The sequence below is a fragment of the Kitasatospora sp. CB02891 genome, from assembly GCF_002803145.1.
Taxonomy (GTDB): domain Bacteria; phylum Actinomycetota; class Actinomycetes; order Streptomycetales; family Streptomycetaceae; genus Kitasatospora; species Kitasatospora griseola.
On sequence record NZ_NNBO01000006.1, the window covers coordinates 22,229 to 37,093 of the forward strand.

Below are 14,865 nucleotides of genomic sequence, written 5' to 3' on the forward strand. Positions count from 1 at the left end.
GGGCCCCGGGAAGCTCCCGGGGCCCTGTTCGGTGCGCTGCTGCGGTCAGCCGGCGGTGCCCAGCCGCAGCACCGTGCTGGAGCGGAACTCCTGGCCCGGCCGCAGCTCGGTCGACGGGTAGGACGGCTGGTGCGGCGAGTCGGGGTGGTGCTGGGTCTCCAGCGCGACGCCCGCGAACGGGCCGTACCGCGTGCCGGACGGGCCGACCACGCTGCGGTCGAAGCCGTTCGCGGTGTACACCTGCAGGCCCGGCTCGGTGGTCAGCACCTCCAACGTCCGCCCGCTGCCCGGGTCGGCCAGCAGCGCCGCCCGCACCGGCGGCCCGTCCGCGGGGCGCTCGCGCAGCACCCAGTTGTGGTCGTACCCGTGCGAGAGCTTCAGCTGCGGGTGCCCCTGGGCGAGGCCCTCGCGGATCGGCCGGGCACCGGTGAAGTCGAACGCGGTGCCCGCCACCGGCTCGAACGGGCCGTACGGGATCTGCCGCTCGTCGACCGGTGTGATGGCGTCCGCGTCGATGGTCAGCAGGTGGCCGAGCACGTCGCCGCGGCCCTCGCCGGCCAGGTTGAAGTAGGCGTGGTTGGTGAGGTTGACCACCGTGGGCCTGGTGGTGACGGCCCGGTAGGAGATGGTCAGGTCGGCGCCGTTCAGCGTGAAGTCCGTCCAGACGTCCAGCGCGCCGGGGAAGCCCTGGTCGCCGTCCGGCGAGTGCAGGTGCATCCGCACCCCGTCGGGGATCTCCTCGGCCTGCCACACCCGGTGCGAGAACGAGTCGGGCCCGCCGTGCAGGGTGACGCCGTGTCCGGTCGGCAGCAGCGGGTGGTCCTCGCCGTCCAGGGTGACCCGGCTGTCGGCGATCCGGTTGGCGTACCGGCCGACGGTGACGCCGTAGTGCTTGGCCGGGCCGAGCAGCGCCCCGACGTCCTCGGTGGTCAGCAGCACCTGCGCGGGCGTGCCCGCACGGTCGGGCGCGGTCAGGGTGTGCAGCGCCGCGCCCAGGGTGATGACGGTGGCCTCGATCCGGTCGGAGCGCAGCGTCCACCGGTCCAGTCCCATCCCGGCCCCGGACGAGTCGTACGGTGCGCGGTGCACCTCGGTGGGCCGGTCCGGCACGGTCATGGGCTGCTCCTCGGTTCGCGATCACGCTGTTCGGCTTGGTTCGTGATCACCCTTGCGGCCAGGGTAGCCCGCCCCGGCGGGCGGGTCGGTGACCCGCTCCCCGCGCGCCGGGGTGGTCCGTCGGGCCGTCAGACAGCCTGCCCGGGGCCGTCACTGGGCAATCCGAGCGCGTCGGCGAGACCCTCCGGTCCGGTGCCGAGCTTGCGGTGGACGGCGGCCAGCCGCTGCTTGACCACCGACACCGGCAGCTTCAGCTGTTCGGCGATCCGCTGCGGCGGCAGGGCCCGCACCGCCAGTCGGGCGACCTCCAGCTCCTGCTCGTTGAGGGTGACCTTGACGGGCACCAGCGCCCGGCTGGGCTGCAGGCCGGACGACGCGAGCACGTTGCGGGCCCGCACCTCCAGGCCGTCGGCCCCGCAGTGCTTGGCCAACTCCATTCCCTGGTAGAGGTGTTCGGCGGCCTCCAGGCTGCGGCCGACCTGCACCAGGGCGGCCCCGAGGTCGACCAGCGCGTGCGCGTGCTCGTAACTGGCCGGGGAGCGGCCGAGCAGGGAGACGGCCTCCTGGAGCAGTTCGACGGCCCGCGGGCCCTCCCACACGCTGGCGGCCAGCCGCAGCGCGCTGCCGATCGCCGACGGCGAACCGGACTCCCGGGCCCGGGCGACCGCGTCGTCGCCGTTCTTCCGGGCGGAGGGCAGGTCCCGGTGCGCCATCGCCACCGCCAGGTGACCGGCCCACGGCGCGTGCACAGTGGAGCGCCAGCCCCGCTTGTCCAGCCGCATGCCGGTCTCGGCGAGCACCTCGACCGCCATGTCGTAGTCGCCGCGGGAGATCAGCAGCTTGCCGTAGATGGTGGCGACGTCGGGCAGCACCAGCGCGGTCTGGTGGTACGGCGGCGAGAAGCGGTACCGCTGCGCGATCTCCCAGGCCTCCCGGTCGCGGCCGCGGGCCAGCAGGGTGTCGATCAGCGAGCCGACCAGGTTCCACTGCAACGGCAGGCCCGAGCCCATCCGGTCCGCGATCCGCAGACCCCGGCGCAGGAAGTCCTCGGCCTCCGGGAGGAAGCCGCGGCGCAGCCGGGCGAAGCCCATCAGGAAGTAGGCGAAGCCGCGGTGCGCGCCGCTCCACCCGGCGATCTCGAACTCCAGGATGGCGGAGCTGAACAGCTTCTCGGCGCGGGCGAGTTCGTCGTTGTAGGCGAAGCACAGGCCGAGCAGCGCGGGCAGTTCGAAGTTCCAGGTGGTGTTGGTCCAGCCGAGGCTGCGCGGCAGCCGGCCGAGGACCAGGGCGTCCTCGGCGGCCCGCAGCGCCTCGGTGGTGGGGCCGCCCTTGAGGGTGAGGTCCCAGGCGTGCAGGGCGCGCACCGGCTGGGAGGCCTCGCTGTCCTCGTCTACCTGGGCGGCGAGCGCGGTGACCTTGTCGGCCCGCTCGCGGCCGTTGTCCTCGTCCCGCTGGAGGGCGGTGTACAGCAGGTGGGCGGTCAGCAGCCGGACCTTGCCGAGGCCCTCGGCGGTGTTCTCGGCCTCGGTCAGGCACAGCCTGGCGGCCCCGGTGAGGTCGCCGCCGTGGGCGATCACCTCGGACAGCCGGAACACCGCCTCGACGCGCAGGTCGGGGCTGAGGCCGTCCTCGATGTCGAGCGCGCGGCGCAGCTGGTTGGCGGTCGCGTCCGGGTCGGTGAGCAGCGCGGCGCTGCCGAGTTCGTACAGCACCTCGGCGCGGTCGTCCTCGTCCGGCGGCTCGGCCAGGGCGCGTTCCAGGCAGCGGCGGGCGGCTTCGGGGGCGCCGATGGCGAGGTTCTCGGCGGCGGCCCGGCGCAGCTTGCGGACCATCCGGTCGTCGCCCTCGCCGGGGTGGGTCTCCAGCAGGTGCCGGGAGGCGGAGAGCAGCGAGCCGCCCCGGTCCTCGATCGCGGTGGCGGCGATGCCGTGCATGCCGGTGCGGGTGGCGTCCGGGATCGACTGGTAGATCGAGGTGGCGATCAGCGGGTGGACGAACTCCAGCTTGCCGTTGGGCTGGCTGGTGAGCACCCGCAGCCGGCGCAGCTCGCGGACCGACTGGGCGGACTGGGCCGGGCCCTGGGCGCAGATGGTGGCGGCCAGTTCCTCGCTGATCTCGGTGCCGAGCAGGGCCGCGGCCCAGGCGAACTGGATGACGGTCGGGCCGAGCTTGTCGAGCCAGTAGTCGCGGCCCTGGCCGCGGGCGGCCGCGGCCAGGTCGCGCAGCCGGGGCGAGTTCTCCTCGACGGGTTCGAGGTTCTGGTCGCGCACCTCGCGCAGCAGGGCGACGGTGTCGAACGGGGCTCCGGCGGTGACGGCCCACACCTGGCGGCAGAACGCGTCGTCGGCCTCGGCGAACTCGCTGTGCACGATCTCGGCGATCGACAGCGGGTTGAGCGGCAGCAGCTCGTGCCGGCGCTCGGCGCGTTCCTGGATCTGCAGGACGAGCGGACGGGCCGCCTCGTCGAACTCGTGGCGGTAGGCGAAGACCAGCAGCACCGGAAGCTCCCGGGCGCGGACCGCGAACGAGGCCAGCCAGGCCAGCGACTCCTGGTCGACCGCGTGCAGGTCGTCGATCACCACGACCAGCGGGGCCCGCCGGGGCGCGAGTTGGGTGATGACGAAGTCGAGGCCGTCGTGCACGCCCTGCGGGTCGATCCGCTCGACCTCGTCGGACGGCGGGGCCAGGCCGACGGCCGGCGCGACGATGTTGTACCAGTTGCCGAACACCTCGGTCCGCTCGTCCTCGTCGAGGTCGCCGAGGACGGGAAGCAGCAACTGCCGCAGGACGCGGAACGGTTCGTGCTTCTGGCGTTCGCTGCCCCGGGCGAACAGCACGGTGGGGTCCTTGCGGGCGCCGGCGATCCGGCGGACCTGTTCGAGCATGGTGGTCTTGCCCATGCCGGCCGGCCCGGAGAACAGCAGCAGTTCGCCGATCTTGGTGCCACCCGCGGCGAACTCCCGGCACAGCTTGTCCACGGCCTGTTCGGCGGAGTGGAGTTCGTTGTCGCGCTCCCACAGCCGCTTGGCGACTGCTCCCTCACCGGCCACCGATTCCTGCGGCCCGCTCTGCTGTTCGGCCACGTCCGTCCTTCCGCCTCGCCTGCCCCGCACTCCGCTTCGACCATAGCGTCGTCGAGGGCGGCACGGGCGGCGTTCCCGCAGGCGGTGGCCCCTACGGGGAGTCAGATCGCCTGGTCAGGGGCAAATCCCCTGCGGCAGACGATCACTGACGGCTCGTCAGGTTAACTCTTTCCGGTTTCCCAGGTGTATTCGATCTTTGCGAGGGAAGACCGACGCCGGGCGCGAGCCCGAAATCGACTTGACGCCCCAGCACATCAGGCCGCTCTGGAGAAACGTTGGCTGCCATACCCCCGCTCTTCTGCCCCATCCCCTCGACCCTGCACCCCGCGCACGAGACCGTCGGCAAGAGCACCGAACTCTGGCTCGAAACGATGGGCTTCACGCAGGAGGAGGAACGCCGTCGTCGCCTCCTGGCCATCGGCGCACACGAATTCGTCTGCCGGATCGCCAAGGACGCCGATGGCATCACGGGGCTGGAACTGGTTTCGCAGTGGTTGTGCAGCATGCTCACCCTGGACGACGAGTGGGACACCGGCCGACTGAGCCGAGACCCCTCCCGTGTACTCACGATAGCAGCCACATTACTCGCCGTTATCAATTCCACGCCTTCCCACCCGGCGGAGTCGGACATCTACGTCGCCTCGGTGCGCGACGTGTTCCGCAGAGCCCGGGACTGGGCCCCCGCGGTCGCCGTGAAACGGTGGGCGGACAGTCAGTTGGAGTCCTTCATGGGCGCCGCCGCCGTCACCGCCTACCGGGCGCAGGGCCGGCCGATGACGCTCTCCGAGTACCTGACGATAGGGCCGCTGGACCGGGGCAGCCGCTCCTGCATCGAGATCATCGAGGTGTGCGAGCGCACCGCCGTCCCGCAGTCCCAACTGGACTCGCCGCGGGTGCACGCGCTCACCGAGGCCGCCAAGTTCCTGGTGCTGATCGCCGCCGACGTCTACTCGTACCGGCGGGAGGACAGCCAGGGCGCGCTGGAGAGCAACATCGTCGACGCCCTGGAACGACATCTGGGCTGCAAACGGGACCAGGCCCTGCAGGAGGCCGCCGCGCTGCACGACCGCACCATGGTCCTGTTCCTCCGCCTGTCGGACCGCGCCTCCCGCCGTGCCGGGCCCGAACTGCGGCGCTACATCGACCAGTTGTCCAACCTGGTGAGCGGGAACCTGGAGTGGGGATTCACCTCCGCCCGCTACACCACCCGCACGCCGGGCGTCGTCCCGATCGCCGAGCGTGCCGAGCGCCCCGCCGACGGCCGGCTGACGCCGCCGCCCTACCCCGAGATCGCCTGGTGGTGGGAGCAGCTCTGGTGACGGACCGCTGACGGCCCGACAACCGCGCCGCGCCTCCCCGACCGGGGCGCGAAACCGCCCATCGGGACATCACACCACACCACTCCCCCGGCCCCGGCCCGCGGCACGCGCCCGGGGCCGAAGCGTGCCCGCAGCGGTGGCGCACCGGCTCCGACCGGCCCAGGAGGGCTGGCGAACGGCGGTCCGGCGTGGTCACGTCGGGTCAGTGTCCGATCCGTCGGGCCCGACCCGCCGTTCCACCGCCAAGGAGTGAACCCCTCATGACCATCGCCGTCGACAAACTCTCCGACCCGGCCGTGCGCCGACTGCTCGGCGCCGTCAACTCGGGCAACCGGGACGCCTTCTTCGCCGCGCTCACCGACGACGCCACGATGTCCGACGACGGCTCCCGACGCGACCTGGCGGACTGGGTGGACCGCGAGATCTTCTCCTCGCACGGGCACATCGAGGTGCAGACCGAGAAGTCCAACGGCCGCGCCCTGGTGGCCGACTTCCGCAACGACGCCTGGGGCGAGATGCGCACCGCCTGGAGGTTCACCGTCGCCTCCGACGGCCGGGTCAGCCACTTCGACACCGGCCAGGCCTGACCGTCCCCTTGGCGGACGGTCCGTCCGCACCCGGCCGGCGGCCGCTCGCGTCAGGACGGCCGGCGACCGGTCAGCCCCGGGCCGCCAGGCACTCCCGGACGGCCGTGATCAGCGCCCGCGAACGGATGTCGCCGGTGACGCCGGGCTGCATGCCGTTGGTGACGTAGCCGAAGCCGATGCCCAGTTCCGGATCGGCGAAGCCCAGCGAACCGCCGCGGCCCGGGTGGCCGAAGCTCGCCGGGGACGCCATCGGCGAGGTGCCGCTGTGCCGGAAGAAGCCCTGGCCGAACGTGGTGTTGACGATCAGCACCCGGTCCGGCCCGTGCACCGAGGGGCCCACCGCCTCGGCCAGGGTGGCCGGCTCGAACAGGGCGGGCAGCCGCTGCCCGGGCGCGTCCGTCCGGTCGGTGGGCCCGATCAGCGCCGCGTAGAACCGGGCCAGCGACCGGGCGGTGCCGATGCCGCCCGCGCCCGGCACCTCGACGGCCTGCACCGCCGGGTCGTCCAGGTCCACGCTGCTGCGCACCGAGCCGAACGAGCGAGCCGTCAGCGAGCGCGGGTCCCGGTAGGCGTCCACCACGGACTGCTTGGGGCGTATTCGCATCCCGCCCGGCCCGGCCTTGGCCGCCTCCGGCGCGGGCAGGTCCACCAGCCGGCCGACCCGGCCGGACTCCGCGGCGGGCAGGCCGATCCACAGGTCCAGGTCGAGCGGCGCGGCGATCTCCTCCGCGAAGTACCGCCCGACGCTGCGGCCGCCGGCCCGGCGCACCACCTCGCCGACCAGCCAGCCGAACGTCAGCGGGTGGTAGCCGTGCGCGGTGCCCGGCTCCCAGGCCGGGGCCTGCGCGGCGACGGCCGCCGCGGCCGGGTCCCACGCCAGCACGTCCTCGATCCGCAGCGGCACGTCCAGCGCGGGCAACCCGGCCTGGTGCGACAGCAGCCAGCGCACCGGGATCCTCTCCTTGCCGGCCTGCCCGAACTCCGGCCAGTACGAGGCCACCGGGGCGTCCAGGTCGAGCAGCCCGCGCTGCGCCAGCAGCAGCGCGGCGGAGGCCGTCAGCCCCTTGGTGACCGACCGCAGCACCTGCGCGGTGCCGGCCTCCCAGCCCACCGCGGGCGCCGGCCTGCTGCCCACCTCCGGACGGGCGTCGCCGCCCCACAGGTCGACCACCGGCCGGCCGTCCAGGTACAGCGCGAACGCCGCACCCAGCTCCCCGTACTGCCGGAAGTTGCCCTCGAAAGCCGCCCTGACCGGCGCGAATCCGTCCGCCGTGAATCCCTGGATCTCCACCCGCCCACCTTAGACACCGCCCTCCTCGACCTGCGGAGGGACCGGCTCCGGTGGGCTCGTCACCGCTCCACGGCTACTCCCGCTCCACCGCTACTCCACCGTCCAACCGATGTGGCCGATGCCCGAGGAGTAGATGGCGCAGTGGCCCGCCGACTCCTGGGTCTCGCCGGGCCGGGCCGTCACCGAGGTGCCCGAGACGTCCGGCGCGAGGCCGCACACGATGTCGGCGTGGAAGGTGATCGGGGCGCCGGTGTTGTTGGTGCAGAGCACTCCTCCGGTCAGCGGGTCGTTCTCGTGCACCCAGGTGGTGCAGTCCAGCCCCGAACGCACGGCAGCGGGCCCGGACGCGGCCGCGGCGGGCAGCGCGGTGCCGAGCGCGACCAGGGCGGCGGCGACGGACAGGACAACGGCACGGTTCCTCAACGATCCTCCCGGAGCAGGTGACTGACGGTCCGGCAACTGTCCTCCCCGGCCCGGCCGTTCCGTATACCAACTCTTTCGGGTGATACCGGCCGTCCGGGGCCAGAATGGCGGTCATGACCACTCCCTCCCCCGACTCCCCTGCCGCTCCGCTCGACGAACTCGTCGACGTGGTCGACGAACACGACCGGGTGCTGCGCACCGCGCCCCGCTCCGAGGTCTACCGCGACAACCTGCTGCACCGCTGCGTCTTCGTGCTGGTCCGCGACCCGCAGGGCCGGATCTTCACCCACCGCCGCACCGACACCAAGGCGTTCGCCCCCGGCGCCCACGACTGCTTCGTCGGCGGCGTGGTCGGCGCCGGCGAGAGCTACCCCGAGGCCGCCGTCCGGGAGGCGGAGGAGGAACTCGGCGTCACCGGCATCCGCACCCGCCCGCTGTTCCGCTTCCGCTACACCGACGGCGAGCACTTCAGCTGGTGGTCCGACGTCCACGAGGCCGAGTGGGACGGCCCGGTCTCCCCGCAGGTCGAGGAGGTCGCCTGGTACGCCTGGCTCACCGAGGACGAGCTCACCGACCGCCTCGCCACCTGGGATTTCGTCCCCGACGGCCGGGAGGCCTGGCGCCGCTACCTGGAACAGCGCGCCACCGGCTGACCGCCCCGGACGTGCTGTCCCGCGCCACCCCGACGAACTAGGGTGGGCCGCATGGCTTCCCGTACGCCGTCCGTGGCGCCCCGCGCGGAGGAACAGCAGCCCGCCCGCACCCCCCGGCGGCGGCTCACCGTCGACGAGCGCCGCGAACAACTCATCGCGGTCGCCCTCGAACTGTTCTCGGACCGGGCCCCCGAGGACGTCTCCATCGACGACATCGCGGCCGCCGCCGGCGCCTCCCGACCGCTCGTCTACCACTACTTCCCCGGAAAGCAGGCCCTCTACGAGGAGGCCCTCCGCCGGGCCGGCCGGGAGCTCGCCGGACGCTTCGAGGAGACCGCCGACGGCCCGGTCTCCGAACGCCTGTACCGCGTCATGGGCCGCTACCTGGACTTCGTCCAGTCCCACGAGACCGGCTTCACCGCGCTGCTGCGCGGCGGCTCGGTCGCCGCCAGCCCCGACGCCGACGCCGTCATCGACCAGGTCCGGCGCGCCGCCCAGGAACAGATTCTCCGTCACCTCGGCCTCGCCGACCCCAGCCCGACCCTGCGCCGCACCGTCCGCGCCTGGATCGCCAACGCCGAGATCAGCTCCCTCGACTGGCTCACCGACAAACCCGTCCCCGCCGAGACCCTGCAACTCCACCTGGTCCAGGACCTGGTCGCCGCGCTCGCCGTCACCGCCACCCGCGACCCCGAACTCGCGTCCCTCCTGCCCGAGTTCTTCACCGCCGAACAGCCCGACGGCCCCACCGCCCGCCTCCTCCGCGACCTCACCAGCACCCTCGCCACCCCCACCCTCACCGCCTCCCTCCTCCACCTCGCCACCCCACCCACCACCTGACTGGCCCTCACCGATATCGCCAACCGCCCACTCCCCAGACCGCCGACTTTCCTGCGTCGCTCAACATCCCCTCCCCTCACACCCGCGCCGCAGGCGCTCCCCTTTCCCCACCCGCACCACCAACACCACCCGCACCGCCAACCACCCGCCCCCGGACGACCCTTCTTCCTGCGTCGTTCACGTCTGATAAAAAGTGCCTGAACTGTCCACACCCGAGAACGAGGGGGCTCGGCGAATGACGCAGGACGGCTTCGCCGCCGCAGACCGGATCACGGCCACACTGGACGCGGCGTCCGCCGCACTTCTCGGCAGCCGCGCCACCCACTACCCCGTCGACGCGCTCACCGCGTTCCGCCGACCCCAACATCCGGCCGCCAAGGCCCTGTTCGGCCTGCGGATCAGCCAGATCGGGCCCGGCCTGCTCGCCGTTCCGAAGCTCGGCACGGTGATCGAGGTCTCCGCCAACCGCCGACCGAACGCGACCGCCGGCCGCGAGGCCGTCCCCGTTCTGACGCAGCGTTTCGCCGCCTCCGCCCTGGGCCTGACCGATGTCCCGTCGGTCTCCTCGCTGCGGGTGCACGCCGAGCCGAGCCCGGTGGACAGTGGGCCGCTGGCCGGCTTCACCCCCTCGCTCGCGGCGCTGGCCGAGCCCCGGGTCACGGTCGCCCCGGACGAGCTGTCGACCGGCTCCGGCGTCGAGGCGCGTCTGGTGATCCCGCCCGCCTTCCACACGCTGACGGTGCGCGGCTCGGGCAACGCCCTCTCGGCCCATCTCGCCGAGACCGCCGAGGAGTTGTTCTCCGGTGCTGCCCCGGCCGAGCGCAACGACTTCGCCGTGGTGGCGGCCCTGCTGGCGGAGCAGTTCGCCGGAGCGAACGTCGCCTACGCAGGCCTCGCCGCGCTGCTGGTGAACGGCCGCCGCTCGCGGGTCTCGCTGGTGGTGTCGACCGTTCCGTGCGCCCAGCCGATCCAGGAGCTGGCGGTGGAACTGTCCACCGAGCGCCCGTACTCCGAGGTGTGGACGGTGCTGCTGCCGGCCGGCCCGGCCGCCGTGCTGGTGGAGAACCGGTCGATGCCCGCCCTGAAGGAACTGCGCGACGAACGCCCCGGCGGCGTGGTGCACAGCTCGGTGGTCGAGGCGTTCGTGCCGATGCCGGACGGGGCGACGGTCCTGACGGTCCAGCTGACCACCTCCGACACCGAGGACTGGGACGTCTACACCTCGGTCTTCGCCGACCTGCTCTGCTCGGTCCAACTCGCCTGGGACGGTGTGGCGGTGGCCCCTGCCCCGGTGCCGGTCGGCCGGGCCGTCCCCGCGCACGCCCCGAACGTTCCGGCGCAGTCCGCCGCGCCGTCCGTGCCCGTCGCCCCGCCGGTGCCGGTCGCGCCGCCCGAGCAGCCTGACGCCCCGTCGGGCACCTCGGTGCGGGTCCCGCCCTCGGACTTCAACCCCTTCGCGGCGCCTGCCCCCGCCGATCTGCCGGCCCAGCAGCCGTCCCCGGTCCTGGCCTCCGCCGACCCGTTCGGCGCCCCGGAACCGGCCGCCGCACCCGAGCCGGAGGCCGCCGACCCGGCCAAGGGACGCCTGGTCAGGGTTCCCCCGGCTGACTTCAACCCCTTCGGCGCTCCGGCCCCGGCACCGGCCGCCGCGCCGGCTCAACCCGCCCCGGCCGCCGACCCGTTCGGTGCACCCGACCCCTTCGGCGCACCCGACCCGTTCGCCGCCGCTGCCTCCACCCCGGCGGCCGCGCCCACGCCGGAGCCCGAGCCCGAAGCTCCGGACCCCACCAAGGGGCGCTTCGTCAAGGTCCCCCCGGCCGACTTCAACCCCTTCGGCGCACCCGCACCAACTCCAGCCCCGGCCGCCGCCACACCCGCGCCCGCCGCACCCGCCGCCGACCCCTTCGGCGCACCCGACCCCTTCGCCGCACCCGACCCGTTCGCTGCGTCCGCCGCCGCACCCGAGCCCGAGCCCGAGCCCGAGCCCGAGGCCCCCGACCCGACCAAGGGGCGCTTCGTCAAGGTCCCGCCGGCCGACTTCAACCCCTTCGGCGCACCCGCACCAACTCCAGCCCCGGCCGCCGCCACACCCGCGCCCGCCGCACCCGCCGCCGACCCCTTCGCCGCACCCGACCCCTTCGCCGCACCCGACCCGTTCGGCGCCCCGGACCCCTTCGGTGCACCCGCCGCCACCCCGGCCACCCCGGCCGCCGCGCCCGCACCCGAGCCCGCACCGGCAGCGGCCGACCCGACCAAGGGCCGTCTGGTGCACGTGCCCCCGGCGGACTTCAACCCGTTCGCGCCCCCGGCCCCGCCCACCACGGCAGCCGAACCCGAGCCCGAGGCAGAAACCCCGGACCCGGCCAAGGGACGCTTCGTCAAGGTCCCCCCGGCCGACTTCAACCCCTTCGGCGCACCCGCACCGGCCCCGGCCGCCGCACCCGCCGCACCCGCGCCTGCTCCGGTCGCGGCGCCCGCGCCCGCGCCCGCTCGGGCGGCCTCCGCCGACCCGTTCGGGACGGTCCTGTCCTCCGAGCCGGCCGATCCGTTCGGGACGGTCACCGGCTCGCCCTCCGCCATTCCGCCCCGGCCCAGCGCGCCGCCGGTGGTCCCCGCTCCGACCGCTCCGCCGGAGCCCGCCGACCCGACCAAGGGCCGTCTGGTGCACGTGCCCCCGGCGGACTTCAACCCGTTCGCACCCCCGGCCCCGCCCACCGCGGCAGCCGAACCCGAGGCCGAGCCGGAAACCCCGGACCCGACCAAGGGGCGCTTCGTCAAGGTCCCGCCGGCCGACTTCAACCCCTTCGGCGCACCCGCACCGGCCCCGGCCGCCGCACCCGCCGCCCCGCAGGCCCCGCCGGCCACCAGCCCCTTCGGCTGAGGCTGATCCGCACCCCGTGAACGGCGAGCCCGCCCCGGGCTCGCCGTTCTGCGTCCCGGGGCGCTCCCGACGCACGGTCAACCACCCGCAGCCGACCACTGGTTGACCACTGGCCCCGGGCTCCACCCGTCGGCTAGGTTGACGGTCATGACGACCGGGACGGCCTCGCGCCACTCACGAATCGGCGACCCGGCGCTCCGCTGAGCACCGCCCGGGCCGTGACCGGCCCGCTGCCGGAACGGAATCCTCCCGCAGCCACCACCGCTGCCACAGCCGCCCGCGCTCCGCCTCCGCCGTGTCGACCACAGCTTCGAAACGTCGACCACGTCACGGCAGGAGAACCGATGTCCACTCAGCCACGCACCGAACTAATACTGATCCCCACCCCGGACGGCCACGCCGACGCGCTGGCCGCCTTCCCCGACGGAGGCGGCCGCCACCCGGGAGTGCTGATGTACCCGGACGGCTTCGGCCTCCGGCCCGCGCTCCGCGAGCTGGCCTGCGAGTTGGCGGGCCACGGGTACTTCGTGCTCGTCCCCAACCTGTTCTACCGGCACGGCCCGGCGCCGGTGGTCGCGCTCCCCCCGTACATCGGGGCGGAGCAGCGGGCCGAGGTCTTCGCCCGGGTCATGCCGTTGGTCACGACGCACACCCGCGACCGCGCCCTGCTCGACGCCGACGCCTACCTGCGGTTCCTCGCCGCCCGGCCCGAGGTCGTCGCCGGACCGGTCGCCGTGACGGGCTACTGCATCGGCGGTCTCCAGGCCGTCCGCACCGCCGCCGCCCACCCGAAGCAGGTCGCCGCCCTCGCCGCGTTCCACGCTCCCGTGGCGGTGGACGGGCCCGGGCTGTTCGCGGGGCTCACCGCCGAGGTCCATTTCGGCCACGCGGCAAGCGACCTGACGCCCGAGACCCTCGCCGGGCTCAACCGCTCCCTGGAGGCCGCCGGGATCACCCACACCTCGGAGATCTACCCGGGCACCGTCCACGGCTTCACCATGTCCGACACCGACGCCTTCGACCCCGCCGCCCGCCGGCTCCACTGGGACCGCCTGCTCCCCCTCCTCGCCCGCGCTCTGCCCACCGTCTGACCCGCGCTGTCAGCGCCCCCTGTCAAGATCCCCATGCACCCCACCCGGAGGAGATCACCATGGGCGCCTGGGACATCGGGCCGTTCGACAACGACAACGCCGCCGACTTCGCCGGCGAGCTCGACGACACTGCCCCGGAGCAGCGCGAGGACCTGATACGTGCCGTCTTCGGCGTCGCCCTCGGCGAGTTCGACGACGTGGACGCCGACGACGGGGACCGGATCATCGCCGCGGCCGCCCTGGTGGCCGCGCAGTGCCCGGGCGGCACGCCGGTCGACACCGCGTACGGGCCGGAGCAGCCGCTGCCGGTGTTCGCGCCGGCGACGCGGCGGCTCGCGGCGGACGCGTTGACGGGCGTGCTCGGCGAGGAGTCCGAGCTGGCCGAGCTCTGGGAGGAGACGGACGAGGGCCCGGCCTGGCGTCAGTCGGTGGAACGGCTCCGTGCCGTCCTGTCCGGCGCCGCTGCCTGACGTCGCTTCAGGCCGCGCCGCGCTCGGCGTCGATCTCCTCGGCCAGCACCGCCATCCGGTACAGCGCGACGAAGTACCGGGAGGCGTAGCTGTCGGTGCCGAAGGTCGGCAGCAGGTCGGCGAGGAGCTCGATGCGGCAGCGCAGGTGTTCGCGGTGGCGGGCGCCGAGCGGCGGGCCGTCGAGGACGTTGGCGGCGAAGCCGACGAGGGCGGTGTCCAGGGTGACCAGACAGGTGCCCTCGGGCTCCCGGTCGTACCAGCCGGTGGGGAACCTCATGGCGCTGAACTCGTCCCAGAGGCACGCCAGGAGGTCGGTCTTCTCGTCCGCCATGATGATGATCATGCCGCAACGGAGCCCCGCTGGGAACGCGTTACGTACACATGTTCGGCACGAATCCGGCAGTCGGCGGTGTCAGGCGGCGCGGCGGGCCAGGTGCACCGCATCGGGCACGCCGCGCTCGACGGCGATCTCCTCGGTGCGGACCTCGGTGAACCCGGCGTCCCGCAGCGCCCGTTCGAAGGCGGCGGACGGCCGGGCGCTCCACACTGCGAGGACGCCGCCGGGCCGGAGCCGGGCGGCGGCGTTGGCCAGGCCGACGGGGCCGTACAGCGCGTCGTTCTCCTCGCCGACCGTCCAGTCGGGACCGTTGTCGATGTCGAGGCAGAGCGCGTCGTAGCGGTCCTCGGCGGAGGCCAGGTACGCCACCAGGTCGGTGTGCAGCACCTCGACCCGCGGATCGGCCAGCGCACCGGCGGAGAACACGCCGAGCGGCCCCGCCCGGTGCCAGTCGATGATCGCGCCCTCCCGCTCGGCCACGGCGATCCGCCCCCACCGGGGCTCGGCCGCGGCGTGGGCCAGCGAGAAGCCGACGCCGAGCCCGCCGATCAGCACGCTCGGGCCCGGCACCGCGAGCTCGTCCAACGCGGCCTGGATCAGCAGCCGTTCGGAGCGCCCGTCGGCGGTGTCCATCAGGAAGCAGCCGTTCGCGATGATCTCGTACTGCTCGCCGCGCCGCCGCAGCACCACCTCGCCGTACGGACCCTCCCGGCGGTCGACCACTTCGGCCACGGGCAGGCCCTGACGGCTGGGCAGCACTGACATTCGGTCACT

At 73.8% G+C, this 14,865-nt stretch carries 13 protein-coding genes; 7 read left to right on the forward strand and 6 right to left on the reverse strand.

Annotated features, from left to right (window positions below; genetic code table 11):
• Positions 1-45: 45 nt before the first annotated feature.
• On the reverse strand, positions 46-1,116 hold the full coding sequence (locus tag CG736_RS15205; RefSeq protein ID WP_100586768.1) for an aldose epimerase family protein: 1,071 nt from the start codon (positions 1,114-1,116) through the stop codon (positions 46-48).
• Positions 1,117-1,244: 128 nt separating this feature from the next.
• The gene (locus tag CG736_RS37095; RefSeq protein WP_198520511.1) at positions 1,245-4,199 is read right to left on the reverse strand and encodes an AAA family ATPase; all 2,955 of its coding nucleotides are present in this window, start codon (positions 4,197-4,199) and stop codon (positions 1,245-1,247) included.
• A gap of 275 nt (positions 4,200-4,474) precedes the next feature.
• Here CG736_RS37095 and CG736_RS15215 point away from each other — a divergent pair, with 275 nt between their 5' ends.
• Both CG736_RS15215 and CG736_RS15220 read left to right on the forward strand, forming a co-directional pair.
• Positions 4,475-5,518 (forward strand): hypothetical protein, encoded by a 1,044-nt coding sequence (locus CG736_RS15215; RefSeq protein WP_100586770.1) that lies wholly within the window; start codon positions 4,475-4,477, stop codon positions 5,516-5,518.
• A 260-nt stretch (positions 5,519-5,778) separates the two neighbouring features.
• Positions 5,779-6,105, forward strand: coding sequence for a hypothetical protein (locus CG736_RS15220; protein WP_100586771.1), 327 nt, complete (start codon positions 5,779-5,781; stop codon positions 6,103-6,105).
• Positions 6,106-6,175: 70 nt separating this feature from the next.
• Here the strand turns inward: CG736_RS15220 and CG736_RS15225 are convergent, their stop codons facing one another.
• Together CG736_RS15225 and CG736_RS15230 are read right to left on the reverse strand one after the other, a co-directional pair.
• Positions 6,176-7,396, reverse strand: a complete 1,221-nt coding sequence (locus tag CG736_RS15225) for a serine hydrolase domain-containing protein (RefSeq protein ID WP_100586772.1) — start codon at positions 7,394-7,396, stop codon at positions 6,176-6,178.
• A 90-nt stretch (positions 7,397-7,486) separates the two neighbouring features.
• Complete coding sequence (locus tag CG736_RS15230; protein ID WP_232734010.1) at positions 7,487-7,819, reverse strand: hypothetical protein; 333 nt, start codon at positions 7,817-7,819, stop codon at positions 7,487-7,489.
• 113 nt (positions 7,820-7,932) lie between these two features.
• Here CG736_RS15230 and CG736_RS15235 point away from each other — a divergent pair, with 113 nt between their 5' ends.
• The 5 genes from CG736_RS15235 (at position 7,933) to CG736_RS15255 (ending at position 13,754) form a co-directional block, all read left to right on the forward strand.
• Positions 7,933-8,472 (forward strand): NUDIX hydrolase, encoded by a 540-nt coding sequence (locus CG736_RS15235; protein ID WP_100587042.1) that lies wholly within the window; start codon positions 7,933-7,935, stop codon positions 8,470-8,472.
• A 51-nt stretch (positions 8,473-8,523) separates the two neighbouring features.
• Positions 8,524-9,312, forward strand: a complete 789-nt coding sequence (locus CG736_RS15240; RefSeq protein WP_100586773.1) for a TetR/AcrR family transcriptional regulator — start codon at positions 8,524-8,526, stop codon at positions 9,310-9,312.
• A gap of 235 nt (positions 9,313-9,547) precedes the next feature.
• Complete coding sequence (locus CG736_RS15245; protein ID WP_100586774.1) at positions 9,548-12,193, forward strand: hypothetical protein; 2,646 nt, start codon at positions 9,548-9,550, stop codon at positions 12,191-12,193.
• Between the two features lie 344 nt (positions 12,194-12,537).
• Positions 12,538-13,284 carry a dienelactone hydrolase family protein gene (locus CG736_RS15250; RefSeq protein ID WP_100586775.1) on the forward strand — a complete coding sequence of 249 codons (747 nt, stop codon included), beginning with the start codon at positions 12,538-12,540 and terminating at the stop codon, positions 13,282-13,284.
• Positions 13,285-13,343: 59 nt separating this feature from the next.
• Positions 13,344-13,754 carry a DUF4259 domain-containing protein gene (locus tag CG736_RS15255; RefSeq protein ID WP_100586776.1) on the forward strand — a complete coding sequence of 137 codons (411 nt, stop codon included), beginning with the start codon at positions 13,344-13,346 and terminating at the stop codon, positions 13,752-13,754.
• Positions 13,755-13,761: 7 nt separating this feature from the next.
• On the opposite strand, the gene CG736_RS15260 is transcribed toward CG736_RS15255, so the two are convergent.
• Together CG736_RS15260 and CG736_RS15265 are read right to left on the reverse strand one after the other, a co-directional pair.
• Positions 13,762-14,085: a hypothetical protein gene (locus tag CG736_RS15260; RefSeq protein WP_157815597.1), complete on the reverse strand. Its 324-nt coding sequence runs from the start codon at positions 14,083-14,085 to the stop codon at positions 13,762-13,764.
• An 81-nt stretch (positions 14,086-14,166) separates the two neighbouring features.
• Positions 14,167-14,856: a hypothetical protein gene (locus CG736_RS15265; protein WP_100586778.1), complete on the reverse strand. Its 690-nt coding sequence runs from the start codon at positions 14,854-14,856 to the stop codon at positions 14,167-14,169.
• Positions 14,857-14,865 lie beyond the last annotated feature (9 nt).